We start from the raw sequence: 18341 nt of genomic DNA on the forward strand, positions 1-18341 counted from the left end.
TCACCTTTTAAATCTATAGATTTTACCTAGTAACAGATTATTAAGTAATAATAAAAATAATATCATCACAATAGCTTTAGTTCCTTCAAGGACAAATGACCTCGATATGTATATAGCATTCGAGAAATAAACTAAAGCTATAGTTAGCCATACAGTTGAAATCGATGATTTACCGTACATTTTCTCATCAACCACCCTCATAAAATAACCAAAGAATAACATCCCCAAAAAAACACCTAGAATACCAAACCCAAGATAAAAATCAGCAACTATTGATGCACCATTACCATAGGTAGAATTATCACCTTGAGCAATCCATGTAATAAATTCAGCAATTCCATTATATTTAGTATTATTATAGTTAATGAGTCCTAGCCTTCCAAAAATCGTTCCAGAAAATGGAATAGCATCTATCAATTGTCGTATTTGAAACATTCCATAAAAATAATCATGATTTTTATGGATATAACTAACAACATAATGAACTGTATTAACAGAACCTGAAAGTTCCTTTGTCATAGGAAATATTGAAGAAGATGCATTATCATTAAAAGCATTAACCCCCAGTTTCAATTTCTCAACAAGAGAATCTTCGGTAATCATCTTTCTTGCAAAACCAAGTAGGGTAAGAACTAGAGCGATGCTGACAGAATAAATAATGATAGTTAGAGAACTATACTTAGGTTTGTTAATGAATAGATACGAACCAAAAATGAGCATTGAATATGTTATGATTGGCCCTCTATCACCACTAAGTAAAACACTTATTAAATAGATGGTTACTAATAAAAATGACAGTAGACCAACATGTTTTATGAAATCATAAAAATTTTTAATTTTTATTTTATTATTAATTATATTTCTACTTTCCTGCACATAAATAGCAAAAATTGATGCATTGAATGCTAGTGCTAAATATTTAGCACTAGCACCCATATCAAAAAGAGCATACCCACCTTTTAAATATGCGGGATTAACAAAATAAAAATACAGCACAAGAAAGAATAATGACAATAATTTTAGAAATTTTGTTGGATAACAATAAATTTTAAAATTTCTTTCTGGAAAAGGTATAATTCTTTTTACAGAATAACCCAACAAAAAAGACAACAACCCAACAGAAGAAATGATTGCAGATTCATTTATAATAGTAATATCAACCCAAAGGTCAATATCATTTATAGATACTTTTTCGAAGATTAAATCAATATAAGCTTGAAAGTTAACGATTAAAAAACCAATAACAAAAATATAAGATGCTCTTATTTTTTGATTTTTTAGATTTTTATTTGTTTCAGGTTTCGAGAAAAATATCAATAATGAAACACCCATACCTATTAGCAAAATAGCAAGTGTATTAATATCCACCACATTAGGAACAAAAGCATATGCAACAATATAACCGCATAGCATAAATAATAAAAGAATGATTTGTTCCATAAAATTACACCATCAATGAGTTAATTTTAAAAATTAAAAGCATGGTAATTTGTTTCCTCAAAATTTTCGCCTCTTTAATAAAAATAGAATACTATTTAAAAGGTTTTTAAAAATCTTAAGCTCTCTATAACCAAGTAGCATCAAAAATAAACTATACAACCCCATCACAAGTAGTGAATTTAAAAACAACCTTATTACAGCAGATAAGAATGAAAAATTTGATGGTATAAATAATGAATTTTCAACAATATGCACAATAAAAATTGTAAGTAATGCACTACATAGTGGTTTTATAATTGATAAAAAAAATTGTATGACTTTAATTTTCAAAGCTTTACTTATAAGCAACAAGTATATCACAACATTTATCAGAGAAGCTAAGACCAACCCAAGCAAAATAAATTTTAATGATTGTAATAAAAATCCACATATACATAAAACAATCACAAGTAACAAAATCTTCAAAAAACCATAAAATAAAATAATATTTGATTTACCTTGTGATTTTAAAAAATTCCTCAATACAATTTCTATTATTTGACTAAAACCACAAAATGCAATAAGTTGTAAAATCCATGAAGATTCCACCCAATTAACACCCAACACGATTCTGACAATGCTATCTGATGATGTAATTAAAATAGCCAACATAAGATAAGAGAATAAACTTAGTAGCGTCAACAATTTAATTGATATAACCTTTAACTGATTCAAATCATGACTATATTGAACAAAAGTAGGTAGGGCGGCTTTATCAACTGTCATCATGATAACCCCCAAAAACAATTCATTAATACGAGAAACTTGTGTATATTTACCAACTATTGTAATGCCATTATTTCTCGTGATCTGATTGATAACAAAATTATTTGATAAAGAGTCAAGAAATGATGACAGAGTCAATTTAACACCAAAATCAAGGTGCTCTTTTAAAATATCAAAAGAAAAATTATATTTAACAATAAACGTTTGAGTATAAAATTTAACAAGAAAAAAAATTAAAATAGCTTCAATTATTTGCTGTGCAACCAAAGCATAATATTTAAAATCATAAATTGCTAGTACAATAGCAATAATACTAGATATAATAGTTGCAAATAAGTAAATAGCAGCTTGTTTTTTAAATTGCATATTTTTTATCATATAAGCAATATAAATTACACTTAAAGATCTAAAAAACAAACAAATAAGCATTAACTTCAGAATAATTATCAAACTAAGATCATTATAATAATTTGAGATAAGTGCGCCAAGTACAAATAAAATAGATATAACAACAATTGAACTTATTATCTGAAAAACATTAATGGTCGAGTAATCAATATTTTTAATATTTTTTTTTCTAATGATTGACCCTCCCAAACCAGAATCAATAACAACTGTAGCAGTGATAATAATATAATTGATAATAGCAAAACTACCAAAATCTTTTGGAAGTATAAATCTTGCCATTATTGCAGTAGTTATAAATTTTACTAGAATAACACTAAATTTCTCTACGAATACCCAAACATAATTTTTCATTACTAACAGCCAGTCTTTTTAATTAATTCTAAATGAGGTAAGAGTTAGTAGACTGTATATACCTCCTGAAAATAAAAATTGGTTAATAATCTAGCAAGTTTTTAATTTTACTCACATCTCACGATCGATATACAAAATCACCACACCATTATCTATTAAAACTAACTTAAATTAATTAAAACAAATCATTCAATAGATTGAATTACTACAACATTGTAGACTTGATTTTTTGCTCTCTCATTCTGAATGGTTGCAACCAAAATGTTGGCTTTACAGTATTTCAGATATAACAAAAATCAAGAGTAGCCACACCATCATTAATGGCAAATACATCATCATCTACATATAATTCACAATCACTCTCGCATAAGCCTTAAACTCCAAAATTTAATAAAAAATAATTTAAAACATAGCCTTTTGTTTGAACTTTAAAAACATCCAGTAAATTTGGACAAATTATAACTAGCCAAATTTTAGGACTTTACTATAGTTATTCACATATGTTTGCATTGGCTCAAACATTATTACTCTAAAAATTGATTAATAGTTTGGCAATTATAAGCGTAGGTCTGACTCTAACTGATCCCAAACATACTTCAAATCATACAGTACATGTTGATCTTTACCCAAAGCACGAATCTGAACCGTGTCCATATCTTTAAACTGCTGATGAGCAACGGCTAACACCACCGCATCATAGTAATGATTTTTCGGCTGCTCGGTTAGTTCCAAACCATATTCATGCTGCACTTCGGCAGCATCAACCCACGGATCATACACATCGGCCTGAATGTGGTATTCCTGCAATTCATGAATAATATCAATGATGCGGGTATTACGAATGTCAGGACAGTTTTCTTTAAAGCTTAAACCCAGTACCAAGACCTTAGCACCTTCAACTTGAATTTTCTTTTTTATCATCCCTTTTACAAGTTGAGTCACAACATAAGCACCCATACTGTCATTGAGACGGCGACCCGCCAAAATAATTTCAGGATGATAGCCAATCGCCTGCGCCTTATGGGTTAAATAGTACGGATCTACCCCGATACAGTGCCCACCCACCAGACCCGGACGGAATGGTAAGAAATTCCACTTGGTGCCTGCGGCTTTGAGCACATCTTCAGTGTCGATGCCCATTTTATTGAAAATCAACGCCAATTCATTGATGAGTGCAATATTCACATCACGCTGGGTATTTTCAATGACTTTTGCCGCTTCAGCGACTTTAATGCTTGGGGCTTTGTGCGTACCTGCGGTAATAATCAGGTTATAGACTTCATCGACATAATCGGCGATTTCAGGGGTTGAACCCGAAGTGATTTTTAAAATATTGGTAACGCGGTGTTCTTTGTCACCTGGGTTAATCCGCTCTGGGCTATAGCCTGCATAGAAATCCTGATTGAAAGTCAGACCTGAAACTTTTTCCAGTACAGGAATACAGACTTCTTCGGTCGCACCCGGATACACAGTCGACTCGTACACCACGATATCGCCTTTTTTCAGCACTCGACCAATGCTTTCCGAGGCTTTCACCAACGGGGTCAGGTCAGGCTGTTTATACTGGTCGATCGGGGTCGGGACTGTCACGATAAAGAAGTTACAATCCTGTAAATCATCAATCTGGGTGGTATAGCTTAAATGGCTTGCCTGTTGTAATTCTTCTGGCGAGGTTTCTAAAGTATGATCCTGACCGCTTCGAAGTTCATCAATACGCTTTTGCTGAATATCGAACCCGACTGTTGCGACCGTTTTACCAAATTCGACAGCCAGTGGCAGTCCCACATAGCCCAAGCCAATCACAGCAACTTTCAAATTGCATAAATGAAACACGATTATTCCTTATTTTTTGAGTGACCCTAGAGACAGTGCAAGTCTAACAGTGAAAATCTCATGTTTTAATGAAAATTATCTTGTTTGGTTAAAACTAGACCAAATTATAACAAATAGTATAACTTTAAATTTTGAAATGTTGATCTCCAACCAATATCCTTTGTACTAAAATCATTGCAGGTTATAGAATATAACGTGTAGAATTCGGGGCAATAAATATTTTTAACTGCATTTAAGTGTTTCAAAAAACATCTTAATTGTGATGAAAATAGGTATATATTACAAAAACGAATAAGGGTAAAACGTGAAATTTCGTTCAATTTTTGCAGTTACATCATTCAGTCTTGCAATCACGGGTTGTACAGTTATTTCTGGTTTACAAACCTATGACCTTCCTCGTCAAGGCGCATATACAACAAACTTGGGCGTACCAGTAAACATTATTGCTTTAAATCAGGATACACTTCCTGCAACACAAGATGCACAAGAGTTTTCACCGCAATATTACAACGCATTATTCCAATCAACAAAAAATACTTATAACTTAACATCAGGTGATATCTTATCGATTCAGCTATGGAACTATCCTGAAATTGCACCGCCTATTAGTAACATTACTTCTGATCAGTCAGCATTAGCAAGTGGTTATCACATCGACCAACAAGGCTATATTCAACTTCCTTTAGTAGGTCGATATAAAGCTTCTGGTAAAACTTTATCTCAAGTCAATACGGAATTAAAATCAGTTTTTTCGCGTTATCTAAAACAGCCTGATTTAGTCGTACGGATTATTTCTTATCAAGGTCAACGTTACTATGTGCAAGGCAATGTAACTAAAGGCGGTCAGTTTTTTTTAACAGACCAACCGACCAGTTTATATACAGCCTTAGGTATGGCAGGTGGTGTCACACAACTGGGCGATCCAACTTCGATTCAATTGATTCGTCACGGAAAAACCTTTAATATCAACACCATAGAGTTGGAAAAGCAAGGATTATCTTTACATAAATTGATGATTCAGCCGAACGATACAATTTATATCAATGCACGTGAAAACCAAAAGATCTATGTCATGGGAGAAGCTGGTAAAAACCAAGCTATACCTATGCGAGATCAAGGTATGAGTTTAAGTGATGTGATTGGTGAAAGCTTAGGAATTAACCCACTCTCAGCAAGTGCCGCACGTATTTACGTTCTGCGAAGCAATAATACCGATCATACAACTGCCATTTACCATCTCAATCTCAGCAGTATTGGTAATTTTGGTCTTGCTAACCAGTTTAAAATGCATAGCAATGATATTGTGTATTTCGATCCAACAGGCTTAACTCGCTGGCAACGTGTAGTCAATCAAATTCTACCTTTCTCAAATGTACTCTATAGCACTAAACAGTTAGGACAGTAACTCAACGATGAAGTTTCAAAAGCTTTTAGTGGTTTGTATCGGAAATATCTGCCGTAGCCCAATGGTCGAATATTTGCTTAAACGAGAGTTTCCTACGCTGGAGGTATCATCTGCAGGTATTCATGCGATGGTTGGACACCCTGCTGATGAAAAAGCCATACATGCTATGCAGCGCCTTACACAGATCGATATTTCCACTCATGTTGCTCGGCAACTTGACTCAACTATGCTTAAGCAGGCAGATTTAGTCTTAGTAATGACAATGAGCCAGCAACAACATATCGAAAAGACTTGGGCCTTTAGTAAAGGAAAAGTGTTCCGGCTTGGGCACTGGCAAAATAAAGATATTCTTGATCCTTATCAACAAGACCAAGCCTTTTTTGACCAAACTTGTAGCAGCGTTCAACACTGCTTAGCAGACTGGCACGAATATTTGTAATTTTAGAATGTGAAGATAATGAATACAACTCAACAGACCGATGATACCACTGATTTAAAAGAATTATTTTTTTCCTTGATTGCACAATGGAAGCTAATTGCTGTATGTGTACTACTCAGTCTTATTTGTGCAATACTTTACCTGCGTGTAACACCAGCAACTTATGCTGTAGATGGTCTAGTGCAAGTTGAATCAGGTAAAGGTGGTGCTTCTGCCGCACTTTTAGGTCAGCAGTTATCAAGTATCATGGATACAACAGGTCTCGGGCAGCAGCAGGCCCAAGCTGAGATCCAAATTTTACAATCACGTTTAGTCTTAGGCACAACTATTCAAACTTTAAACTTGGACATTCAAGTTAAGCCAACACAAAACTCTTTATTACAACGCATTATTACAAAACCAGATTTTCAAACCCAGTATTCTGCTGAAGGTATTGCGATACATAATGATAGCGATAATTTCACCATTCAAGAGTTAAAAGTTCCAGAAAGCTTTGAAGATAAAGCCCTCATTTTGCACATTTCTGGTGATCAGTTGACTCTCACGGATAAAAAAACAGATCTTGAAGTATTTAAAGGCAAACTGAATAAAAATAATATCATGTCAAATCCTTATGGTACATGGCGTATAGCAATCTTTAGCAAAGCTCCACTTCATCAGGATTATATTTTAACGAAGCAAGCATTACCGAGTGCTGTAAAATCTGTTTTAGATAACTTTTCAGCCACCGAAGCTGGTAAGCAAACAGGCGTTATTAATATTACATACCAAGGGGAAGATAGCTTACATATCACCCATGTACTTAATACTATTTTATCGACCTATAAAGCTCAAAATGTACAACAAAGTTCCGCAGAAAAAGAACAAACTTTAGCATTTTTAAATAAGCAGCTTCCTACACTTAAAGCAGATTTAGATGATGCTGAAAGAAAATTTAATGCATTCCGCGAAGCCAATAATACAGTAGATGTTAATCAAGAATCTGAGCTGTATTTAAAGCAAAGTATTGACCTTGAAACACAAAAAATTCAATTACAACAAAAACAAGCTGAACTGGCTGCTAAATATACCTCTGAACATCCAATGATGCAGGAGGTCAATGCACAGTTAGGTGCAATTAATAAAAAAATTGGTGAACTCGATACAACATTAAAACGTTTACCCGACATTCAGCGCAGATATTTGCAATTTTACCGTGATGTTGAAGTCAAAAATCAACTATATACCAACCTTTTAAACACTTACCAAACCATGAGTGTTGCAAAAGCTGGTGAAATTGGAAATGTTCGTATTGTCGATATGGCAATCGAGCCAGTAAAACCGATTCACCCCAAAAAACTAAATATTTTAATCTTATCGTTATTTTTAGGCGGCTTTATTGGGGTATTATTAGCGCTGCTTCGGAATATGATGCAAAGTGGTATTAAAGATGCATCACAAATTGAAGATGAATTTAATATCTCTGTTTATGCAACTGTACCTCGTTCAGACTTGCAATTGCGTCGCACTCATTTGCTGAAGAAAAAGCGTCAGTTACCAATTTTAGCAGTCAAAGACAGTGAAGATGGAGCAGTAGAAAGTTTAAGAAGTTTACGTACTGCAATTTATTTTGCACTGGGTAAAGAACATGGTAATCAGGTCATTCTCATTTCAGGGACTTCACCTGAAATTGGTAAATCCTTTATTTCGATTAACCTTGCCACAATTTTGGCGCAAAGTGGTAAACGTGTATTACTGATTGATGCAGATATGCGTCGTGGCTACTTACAACAGTATTTTGCTACCTCCAATAATCTTGGTCTTTCAAATTTACTCACTGATAATGTTACCGAACTAAATCAAGTCATTCAAAATACTCATGTTGAAAACTTAGCATTTATTAGTCGTGGTAAATCACCTAAAAACCCTGCTGAGCTACTCAATACAGGGAAATTCGTTGCTATTATTGAGCAACTAAAACAACAATATGACCATATTGTGATTGATACACCACCACTTCTTGCAGTGACCGATGCTGCGATCATTTCGCAATCTGTAGATTTAAACTTATTGGTGGTTCGTTTTGCAAAGTCTCACTTAAAAGAAGTTGATATCACCATCAACCGCTTTAAACAAAGTGGTCGTGAAGTACATGGTGTTATTCTTAACGATATTCATAAAACCAGCGGGGCTTACGGCTATGGTTATGACTATCAATATAGTTATGATTATAAATCCCGTAAATAACCAATTTGAGGAGCTTCGGCTCCTCTTTTTTATTCATTGCATGTCAGCACTCTGATATAGAATAATCTCAAGACGCCAATAGCCAGTACAAAACAGCTTAAAAATCCTCTAAAAAAGCTAAAAACACTTGTGGACAACATTTGATAAGAAAACCAGAAAACAGTTTCATAAGCATGATTTTCTACTAATTTTTCAACCTGTATTACGCCACAGATCATTGCACTTATAACACACAATATGATGAATAGTGAACATATCGACCTTGTCTGAAGCACATCTTTATGATTTTGATAATAGCGATGTAACATGTAAAAAATGATCGGAAGAGGAACTATCGAAAATAAAACCTGCATTAATATAGAAACTTTAGTCTGTATATTTAAAAATATAATTGGCTGACTCAAAAACTCCTTGAAAGCGATATTTTTAGCATCATCATGGCTAAAACCATCCCACAATAAATGGGTAATTGCCCCTAAAATAATTGCTATGGATAATTTAAGAAAGAAATCACAATAACCATCTATACCGACGATCTGTAACGGATCTCTAATTCTAAAATAGTCGTAAAATATAGGACGCCAAATCCAATACCAGACTGCTGCAAAGAATAAACCAACCAACAAATCGGGAAAAATCAGACTAGACCATTGGTGTGATTGCACGTTCGCACTGAATAGCCACGCAAGATCAGGCGCCATACATCCTATTGCAAGACCTGCCATAGACAGCTGATGTTTAAATAGTTTTGCAAGTGGTAAGGCAAGCACGGCATGTGAAATAGTAAATGGCATAACGAATAAAATCCAAACTTTAACCACTGAACAATTACAAAGATTACGACAATCAAAGCTGATGCTGCAAAAATTCAAAAACCAGCATAATCATGATGTATTTTTAATCATTTATAGATCAGCCAAATAAGCCGCTATTTCATCAACTGTTGCTTTTGCTGTCCTCGACCCACCAATTAATGTTGCTGAGGCTGTTCCCACCCATTCACCATAGCCAACCAGCCATAAGTTATTCACTTTTAAAGAATGTGTGCCTATGACTTTGACTGTATTATCTGGTTCCACGACGTTCAGGCTTTTTAAATGATTGAGAGATGCTTTAAATCCAGTACACCAAATCACAGCATCAACTTCTTCGCTTGTACCATCCGACCAGATCACTGCATTTGTTGTAAAAGATACAAAAGGAGCCCGACTCTTCAAAATGCCCCTACCCCTTGCCTCTTTAACACTGTCAATCATCACGATGTCACCCAATCCACCAATCGGCTGATCGATGACCCGACCTTCCTGTTGTGCTTTGAGCCGTTCTGTTGCTCTTAAAAAGAGTACACGACCATCGACATCGTCAGGTAAAAATTGTGGTGGATGGGGTGTGACCCAAATTGTTTTTGCAACTTTAGAGACCTCGGCCAGAATTTGTGCACCTGAATTCCCACCACCAACCACAATGACTTTTTTATTTTTAAATGAATCTGCGTTGATGTAATGAGCCGAATGCAACTGAATGCCCTGAAAGTTTTCATGACCAGCATAATCAGGAATATACGGTTGACTCCATGTCCCCGTTGCACTGACTACAGCTCGGGCTCTCCAATATTTTTCTCCCGCATAAACATCTAAATATGCGCCATTCGATTCAATATGATCCACATGTACTGGACGAATAATTGGGAATTGATAACGTTGTTCATACGCAGCCAAATATTGTATGACTTCATCACGTGTAGGATAGACCTCTGCGGTTTTGGGCATTAGCCAACCAGACAGCGAACTCCATGTATTGGGAGAAAAAAGGTGCAATGATTGCCAAGTATGCTGCCATGCCCCACCAGCCTGATTTTGATCATCTAGAATCACGAATGAAATTTTCTTACGGTTTAAAAAGTAAGCAGTAGAAAGAGCCGCTTGCCCACCCCCAATAATGACCACATCAATCTCAGCCTGTAGTTGAGTCAAAGCCTTTCTCCTCTATTGAATTATTCGTTTTATAATTAAAACCACAACAGTGCAATCATATTCAGGATTGCTTCTAAACAATCTAACCCACCACTAAAAATCAAGCTTAACAACCTGAATTATTAAGCTTGTTCTCTCTATTTTTAACAGCAGAAGCTTTTCAAAAATTGAATCGCCTTTACGTTGCTAGAGTTTACAAACTCCGCTGATTTACCCGCTTTGAAAGTTCTTCTGCAGATTCTTTACGTTCTGAGTAACGGTCGGTGAAGTAGTTCACCTGTCCACGAGTCAGTAAAGTGAACTTAAACAACTCTTCCATCACATCAACGATACGGTCATAGTAAGGCGATGGTTTCATTCGTCCATCCTCTTCAAACTCTAAAAATGCTTTAGGAATTGAGGACTGGTTTGGAATTGTAATCATCCGCATCCAGCGACCAAGAATTCGCATTTGATTTACGCTATTAAATGATTGTGAACCACCACTCACCTGCATCAGCGCCAGCGTTTTTCCTTGAGTTGCTCGAATCGCACCACTTGCAAGTGGAATCCAGTCAATCTGTGACTTAAAGATCGAACTCATCGCGCCATGGCGTTCTGGTGAACACCACACCATGCCTTCAGACCATGCCAATAATGCATGTAACTCTTTTACTTTTGGATGTTCAGCATCTGTATCTTCAGGTAAAGGGAGTCCTTTCGGGTGAAATATTTTTACTTCAGCACCAAAGTGTTCCAAAATTCGACCTGCCTCAAGTACTGCTAAACGACTGTATGATCGTTCACGATTTGAGCCATACAACAGTAAAATACGCGGCGGGTGATCCAATTCTTTCGCTTGAACCTTTTCCAAAGTTGGTTGTTCAAGCAGATTCATATCTACATTCGGGAGAGTCATCGTGTCTTGTTGCATCAGCATGCTCAAATTAAAGAATTCGTATTGCTATCAAGTTTAAGATATAAATTGAATATAAAGTCTGTCTAATGTCATAAATTTATTCAATACGATGCATCAAACATCCAGCTCATTCATATGACTTTTTAAATATCTCATAGAGAACTTATCTCCAGATAACTTTATGTAATGCATCTTCATTTCGACCAACTGTGTAAAACTCTGCAAAAGTCCGAGAGCATACTGAGTCGATCAAAATAAAATTTTAAGCATTCACAGCCCTGAATGCAGTATCTGAAAAATACAAGAAAAGCCTCAATTGAGGCTTTTCATTTAAACATTTTGGGAAATCGCTCCAACCGAAGCGTTATATTTAACGGAAGGATTCAAGCAAGGTTTGCTGAGCGTTATACAGTGGCTCACCTTGTTTTGGATGCGCACGTACCCAAGCCCCATCACCTTGCAACAACCACGCCTGCTGATTATCTTGTAAATAATTAAGCAAACCAAACTGATAAATACGTTTACGTAGTGCAGGATCTTCGATCGGGAAACAGGCTTCTACACGATTAAACAAGTTGCGGTTCATCCAGTCAGCACTTGAACAGTAAATGCGTGCATTGCCCTGATTGGCAAAATAATACACTCGCGTATGTTCAAGAAAACGTCCAACAATTGACCGTACCCGAATATTTTCTGACAAACCAGGTAGTCCTGGGCGTAAGCAACAAATTGAACGAATAATCAAGTCAATCTGTACACCTGCTTGTGAAGCTTCATACAGTTTGTTAATGAGCTGAACTTCAGTCAAAGCATTCACTTTAATGATGATTCTTGCTTCTTTACCCGCTTTTACAGCTGCAATTTCATCATCAATACAACTAACAAGATGGCTATGTAAGGTAAATGGCGCATGTAACAGCTTTTTCAGCTTTGCCATTTTCCCCATACCTGTCAACTCTTGGAAAATGCGATGCACATCTTCGCAAAGTTCTTTCTCTGTCGTCAGCAAGCCATAGTCGGTATAAATTCGTGCATTACCCGCATGATAGTTACCTGTACCCAAATGTGCATAACGTACCAATTTATTGTTTTCACGGCGTACGACCAAAATCATTTTGGCGTGGGTTTTATAACCCACAATGCCGTACACCACGACTGCTCCTGCCTCTTGCAACACATTAGCAACTTCGATATTAGACTCTTCATCAAAGCGGGCACGCAACTCAATTACCGCAGTCACTTCCTTGCCATTACGAGCGGCTTCTGCCAACACCTGTACAATCTCTGAGTTTGCTCCACTACGGTACAAAGTTTGCTTGATCGCCAAGACCTGTGGGTCACGCGCAGCTTCACGCAGAAATGAAATCACTGGCGCAAAAGATTCAAACGGATGGTGCAGTAAAATATCTTGCTTACGCATTGCAGCAAAGATATTTTCAGACTTGGTCAGCACTTTTGGAATCACTGGCGTAAACGCATCATATTTTAAATGTGGGCGTTTGAAATTCGACAACAAGCGTGCCAGATTAACAGGGCCATCAACTTTATAAAGCTGGTCTTCATCCAGCTCAAATTCGTTCAGCAAATACCCGTAAATTTGTTTCGGGCAGTTTTCTGTCACTTCCAAACGCACTGCACGACCAAAACGGCGCGAGCTAAGTTCACCTTTGAGCGCTTTTGCTAAATCATCAACATCTTCATTTAAAGCCAAGTCCGCATTTCGTGTGACACGGAACTGGTAACATCCCGTTGCAGTCATACCAGGGAATAAATCAGAAACGTGTTCATGAATAATCGCTGATAGCATGACATGGTGTTCTTTACCATCGGTCAATTCATCAGGCAAGCGAACTACTCTCGGCAATGAACGTGGCGCAGGTACAACCGCCAGATCGATTTGACGGCCAAAGGCATCTTTGCCTTCTAAAGTGACAATAAAGTTTAAGCTTTTATTGACCAAACGCGGAAATGGGTGCGCTGGGTCTAAACTAATTGGCGTGAGTACAGGCGCAACCTGTTCTTGAAAATATTTTTTCACCCATGCCGTTTGTGCAGGAGTTAACTCCCCACGGCGCAAGAAGCAAATATCCTCTTCACGTAAGCGTGCTAGAATTTCCTGATTTAAAATACGGTACTGACGTTCAATCGCGATATGCGCAGTTTTTGAAATCTGCTCTAAAACTTGCTTGGGAGTCAAACCATCTGGACTATGGCTTTCATTACCCAAAGTCAGTTGTTCCATGACACCCGCGACACGAATCTCAAAAAATTCATCGAGATTGCGTGAAAAAATGAGTAAAAAATTTAAGCATTCAAGTAATGGGTGTAATGGATCTACAGCTTGTTCAAGCACCCGTAAATGGAAATCTAAAATCGAGAGTTCACGATTAATATAACGGTCGTTATAAGCATAATCTGCGGCAGTCACATTTTTAGCAACAGGTGCTGGCGTCGGCGCAGGAGATACTTCGGTATTCATATGTCGTTCCATACGTATTTTTCATGTTATTTAAGCAGTATGCTGCATATTTATGACAATTTCATAAAGTTTGAACATAAACTATGCAAATGAATATGTCTATGTTGGAATTTGGCTATATCGAATGTATTTGGCAATAAAACGCTTACGGAATCTAAATTTTTCATCTTCAGGATGTTGTTGATAATAACGTGGATTCGGCAATAAAGCCGCCAAGAAGATCGCCTGTTCACGCGTCAGATTTTTGCTGCTTTTATGAAAATAATGACGTGATGCCGCTTCGACACCATAAATGTTAGCACCCAGTTCTACCGAGTTCATATACACTTCAAGGATACGCTGTTTTGACCACATACGTTCCATCATCCATGTAGCAATCGCTTCTTGCCCTTTGCGGACGAAAGAACGCTGATTAAACAAAAACAGGTTTTTAGCCAGTTGCTGAGAAATGGTCGAGCCGCCCGCCACAATTCCATCTGCTTTTTCGTTACGTTGTAAGGCAACCTGCATGCCTTCAAAGTCAAAACCATGATGGTGCAAAAACTTGCCATCTTCCGCGGCCACCACGGCGTGTTTAAACTGATTACTGATTTCATCATAATCGCGCCACTTATGTTGTAGCGTTTCATCAGGATACTGAAATGCATCGATACGCATAAACATGCTGCGGTCTACAGGGTGCGTTCGCCACCACAACAAACTGGCAAAGATCCAGAGTTGAACCACCATAAACAAAGTCATTAAAATCAAAAAAATACGCATGAACAATGTTTTCATGATGTGCAACTACTCCCAATCTCACCCGATATGTTAAGCTGAGTTTTTAAAAAATCGACACAGCATACCATGTCTGAGATGCAACAACCTCCGTTTTATCGCAGCAACCTTGATGTTCAGCTTTGGTGGGTGACAGCCGCCTTAATCAGTATCAATGTTGGGTTGTATTTATGGCAAATTGCAGTCGGTGTCAATCCAAGTCAGCCGGGCATTGATGCTGCATTGGCTTGGGGAGCAGACTTTGCACCATTGACCTTTTTGTCTGAGCCAGTGCGATTATTTACCAGCATGTTTTTTCATTTTGGTTTTCTGCATTTGGCACTCAACATGTGGGCGCTGTATATTTTTGGCAGTCTTGCCGAGCAAATTTTCGGACGTTTTTATTTTCTAGGTATGTATATCTGCTGTGGTTTAGCAGGCAGCTTGCTGAGTAGCTGGCTAAATATCCATCATAGTTACTTGTACTTAGAAACCGCCAATACTGCCCTGCTACCCAGCGTCAATGCGGGTGCATCGGGTGCAATTATGGGCTTGGGCAGTGCCCTGACTGTCTTGTCATTATTTCCTAACCTACCCAATGTGCCTTTTGTACTGGTGAAACGTAGTTTGTTGCTCATTATGGGCATTAACCTTACTCTGGGCATGCTGATTCCCAACATTAACAATGCCGCACATTTAGGCGGTGCAATCATGGGCGTCGTGCAAAGCCTGATCTGGTATCGCTGTACGGTTCACGGGCGCAATACCCTTGGCAGTTTGCTCGGACTGAGTGTAGGGATTGCGCTGTTAATTGCCAGTTATCTCTATTGTCAGCATCTTGTCCAAGCAGGCTTGCTCCCCTTATGGAACCTGATCCTGAAACAGTTTGATATGCCTGTCTAGCTTTGCTCGCGCAGGCTTTTTAATGGGCTAATCCGTGTCAGATAAGTTAGACGATAACGCCCGACCAATGCACACAAAATCACCATACCGACAGGCAAACTCAGCCATAAACCCACATGAAGTTGCAGGCTTAACTGCAACTTAGAACTGGCAATGGCACTGATGACCTCGGCAAACAAACAGGCAACCAGACCCGATAGCAGCCCCATCATGGCAAATTCACGGGTCAGCATATTTTTGATTTGTGCCTGAGAACTACCAAAAGCACGCATTAACGCCACTTCTTTCTTGCGTTCATCCATGAGTAAGTTCAGACACGCCAGCAACACCAAGATCCCAGACACCGCCACCAAAACTGCCAGTAGCGTAACAATTTGCACCATGACATTGAGCAGATGTTTAATTTGCTCCAAAATCATGCCGACATCAATAAATACGGTCGTATTATGTTGCTGAATTAACTGTAATAACTTGGCTTTGTCTTGGTCTGGCACATAAAAACTGGCAAGGTAGCTGCCTGCATTTTCATCCAAAGTTTTCGGTGCAAAAATAAAGAAAAAATTCGGACTGAAACTTTGCCAGTCAACCTGACGCAAATTCACCACTTTGGCATGTAGTTCACCTTCGGGCAATGCAAAAGTTAAGCGATCACCGACCCGAATGCCCAAACTTTCTGCTGTCTTTTCTTCTACGGAAACTTCACCAGCTTTTTGCAATTGCGCTGTGCCTTGCGTAATAACATTATCAGCAGGATAGCTCGCAGACTGGGTCAGATTAAGCTCACGGCGTAAACTGTTATTTTGTTCAATTTGCTGTGGGGTAAATGCCTGATCATTATGGGCAATCAAGCGACCACGCACATTGGGATACAGTGGTGTATTGCCCCAGCCATAGCGTTGCAGTTGTTGTTCAAAACTCGGCTTGTCCATGGGTGGCAAACCATAAATAAACTGGTTTGGCGTATTTGCGGGAAGCTGCTGCTGCCAACGCGATAACAAGTCTGTACGCAGTACCATCAACACCGAAATCAGACTAATTCCTAGTGCCAACGCTGTCATTTGCAACGCTGTTTGCGATGGTACACGCACATATATCGCCCAATTGCTCTGACTACGTTTGATCGCACGCAAAACCAGCCATAACATGCCATACATCAACAACCCTACGACACAAACACTGAGCAGTACGAGCAAGGTCAGTTGAATGGCATGTGTCAACAACACACTAAATAAAATCAGACTGGTTAGACCTGTAAAAAATGTCCAGACATAAACCCGCCCAAAAGCAGGCACTTGGCGAATCACCCGAATTGGAGGTGTCCGCAAGAGCTGGTAAATATTGGGGAAAATAAACCCAAGTAAGACGATCGCACTGGTCAGAAAACCAATCGGTAAAGGCTGTAAAATACTACCGAGAACTTCAATTTGAATCTGAAGACTCGGCACAAATTGCAGCATCAGTTGTAACAACCCGATCCCCAATAATCCACCTAGAACACCCCCAATGCCTGAAGCAATCAACATGACGATCAACAGTAAAATCATGATTGCACCAATAATCTGGCGTTGGCTTGCACCTAGACAACGCAATAGTGCAATCTGATCTTGCGTTTGTTGTACATAACGGCGACTGGACAAGGCAATCGCCACACCACACAGTAAAATGGTCAGCAAATTGGTGAGTTGCAGGAAAGTATCCAGATTTTCTAGCGGCTTGAGTAAACGAGTATTGCCCTGTTTTGCCGTACGTAATTGCAGATTATTATCGGCATTGGCAGGATCACGCTGTGCGTCACTGGCATGCGGATTTTTCAAGTTAAACCAGTGCTGATAATCCTGTGCTGCCTGAGGCTGACCTGCCAGTAACAAGCGGTATTCGATCCGACTGCCCGCCTGAATCGCATGCGTGCGTGCCACATCTTGCTGATTGATAATCACTGTTGGAGAGAAGCCCGAAAAGCCTGTTTCCTGATTGCTATCTTGCTCAATTATTCCTGTAAATTTAAATTCAGCATCGGCAATAAACACCGCATCGCCCAGTTTGACGTGCAACAAGTCTTGGGCACGCTGACTCAACCAGACCTCTCCCACCTGAATCTGTCGCGTAGCAGGGCGAATTTTTAAATTACCTCGCAACGGAAATGCTTGATCAATTGCTTTGACCGAGACCATCACAAACTGATCTTGTGTATGTACCATACTGCTAAAGACCGTCACCTGCGCTTGTTGCAACTGCTGTTGTCTTGCCTGCTGGGCATATTCGGCAGCAATCGGCTTGGTATCCGTGATCGCCATATCCCCACCCAGCAATTGTGCTGCCTGCAATAAAATCGCTTGCTGAATTTGTCCGTTACTAAACTTCAAGGCAGTTGTGGCACAAATCGCCAGACTGAGCGCCACAATCAACAGCCACACGCCTTGACTGCGAAAACTCTGCTGCAATAAGGGTTTAATCAAATGATTCAT

The 18341-nt window shown here is 38.3% G+C and carries 13 protein-coding genes; 4 read left to right on the forward strand and 9 right to left on the reverse strand.

Features of this window, described 5'->3' with window-relative positions:
• From P255_RS09655 to tviB, 3 genes are all read right to left on the reverse strand, one after another.
• Positions 1-1440, reverse strand: coding sequence for an O-antigen polymerase (locus P255_RS09655; protein WP_004899818.1), 1440 nt, complete (start codon positions 1438-1440; stop codon positions 1-3).
• Positions 1441-1497: 57 nt separating this feature from the next.
• Positions 1498-2964 carry an oligosaccharide flippase family protein gene (locus P255_RS09660; RefSeq protein WP_004899816.1) on the reverse strand — a complete coding sequence of 489 codons (1467 nt, stop codon included), beginning with the start codon at positions 2962-2964 and terminating at the stop codon, positions 1498-1500.
• 555 nt (positions 2965-3519) lie between these two features.
• Positions 3520-4797, reverse strand: a complete 1278-nt coding sequence (gene tviB / locus P255_RS09665; protein ID WP_004899813.1) for a Vi polysaccharide biosynthesis UDP-N-acetylglucosamine C-6 dehydrogenase TviB — start codon at positions 4795-4797, stop codon at positions 3520-3522.
• Positions 4798-5101: 304 nt separating this feature from the next.
• Here tviB and P255_RS09670 point away from each other — a divergent pair, with 304 nt between their 5' ends.
• From P255_RS09670 to P255_RS09680, 3 genes are read left to right on the forward strand one after another with little or no spacing between them, the layout of a single operon-like run.
• Positions 5102-6202, forward strand: coding sequence for a polysaccharide biosynthesis/export family protein (locus P255_RS09670; protein ID WP_004899811.1), 1101 nt, complete (start codon positions 5102-5104; stop codon positions 6200-6202).
• Positions 6203-6209: 7 nt separating this feature from the next.
• Entirely contained in the window at positions 6210-6641 is a 432-nt protein-coding gene (locus P255_RS09675) for a low molecular weight protein-tyrosine-phosphatase (protein WP_004899808.1), read from the forward strand.
• An 18-nt stretch (positions 6642-6659) separates the two neighbouring features.
• The gene (locus P255_RS09680) at positions 6660-8867 is read left to right on the forward strand and encodes a polysaccharide biosynthesis tyrosine autokinase (RefSeq protein WP_004899806.1); all 2208 of its coding nucleotides are present in this window, start codon (positions 6660-6662) and stop codon (positions 8865-8867) included.
• Between the two features lie 29 nt (positions 8868-8896).
• Here the strand turns inward: P255_RS09680 and P255_RS09685 are convergent, their stop codons facing one another.
• The 5 genes from P255_RS09685 to mtgA all read right to left on the reverse strand — a co-directional run bounded on the left by P255_RS09685 (position 8897) and on the right by mtgA (position 14994).
• Positions 8897-9661 (reverse strand): DUF4184 family protein, encoded by a 765-nt coding sequence (locus P255_RS09685; protein ID WP_004899804.1) that lies wholly within the window; start codon positions 9659-9661, stop codon positions 8897-8899.
• 111 nt (positions 9662-9772) lie between these two features.
• Positions 9773-10840: an ArsO family NAD(P)H-dependent flavin-containing monooxygenase gene (locus P255_RS09690; protein WP_004899801.1), complete on the reverse strand. Its 1068-nt coding sequence runs from the start codon at positions 10838-10840 to the stop codon at positions 9773-9775.
• Positions 10841-11033: 193 nt separating this feature from the next.
• On the reverse strand, positions 11034-11738 hold the full coding sequence (arsH, locus tag P255_RS09695; protein WP_035365357.1) for an arsenical resistance protein ArsH: 705 nt from the start codon (positions 11736-11738) through the stop codon (positions 11034-11036).
• 370 nt (positions 11739-12108) lie between these two features.
• Positions 12109-14217 (reverse strand): polyphosphate kinase 1, encoded by a 2109-nt coding sequence (gene ppk1 / locus P255_RS09700; protein ID WP_004899796.1) that lies wholly within the window; start codon positions 14215-14217, stop codon positions 12109-12111.
• Positions 14218-14316: 99 nt separating this feature from the next.
• Positions 14317-14994: a monofunctional biosynthetic peptidoglycan transglycosylase gene (mtgA, locus tag P255_RS09705; RefSeq protein WP_004899794.1), complete on the reverse strand. Its 678-nt coding sequence runs from the start codon at positions 14992-14994 to the stop codon at positions 14317-14319.
• Positions 14995-15063: 69 nt separating this feature from the next.
• Between mtgA and P255_RS09710 the strand changes: the two genes are divergently transcribed.
• On the forward strand, positions 15064-15876 hold the full coding sequence (locus tag P255_RS09710) for a rhomboid family intramembrane serine protease (protein ID WP_004899790.1): 813 nt from the start codon (positions 15064-15066) through the stop codon (positions 15874-15876).
• Here the strand turns inward: P255_RS09710 and P255_RS09715 are convergent.
• On the reverse strand, positions 15873-18341 hold the full coding sequence (locus P255_RS09715; protein ID WP_004899789.1) for an ABC transporter permease: 2469 nt from the start codon (positions 18339-18341) through the stop codon (positions 15873-15875). The genes P255_RS09710 and P255_RS09715 overlap by 4 nt on opposite strands.

The sequence above is a fragment of the Acinetobacter brisouii CIP 110357 genome, from assembly GCF_000488275.1.
Classification (GTDB): domain Bacteria; phylum Pseudomonadota; class Gammaproteobacteria; order Pseudomonadales; family Moraxellaceae; genus Acinetobacter; species Acinetobacter brisouii.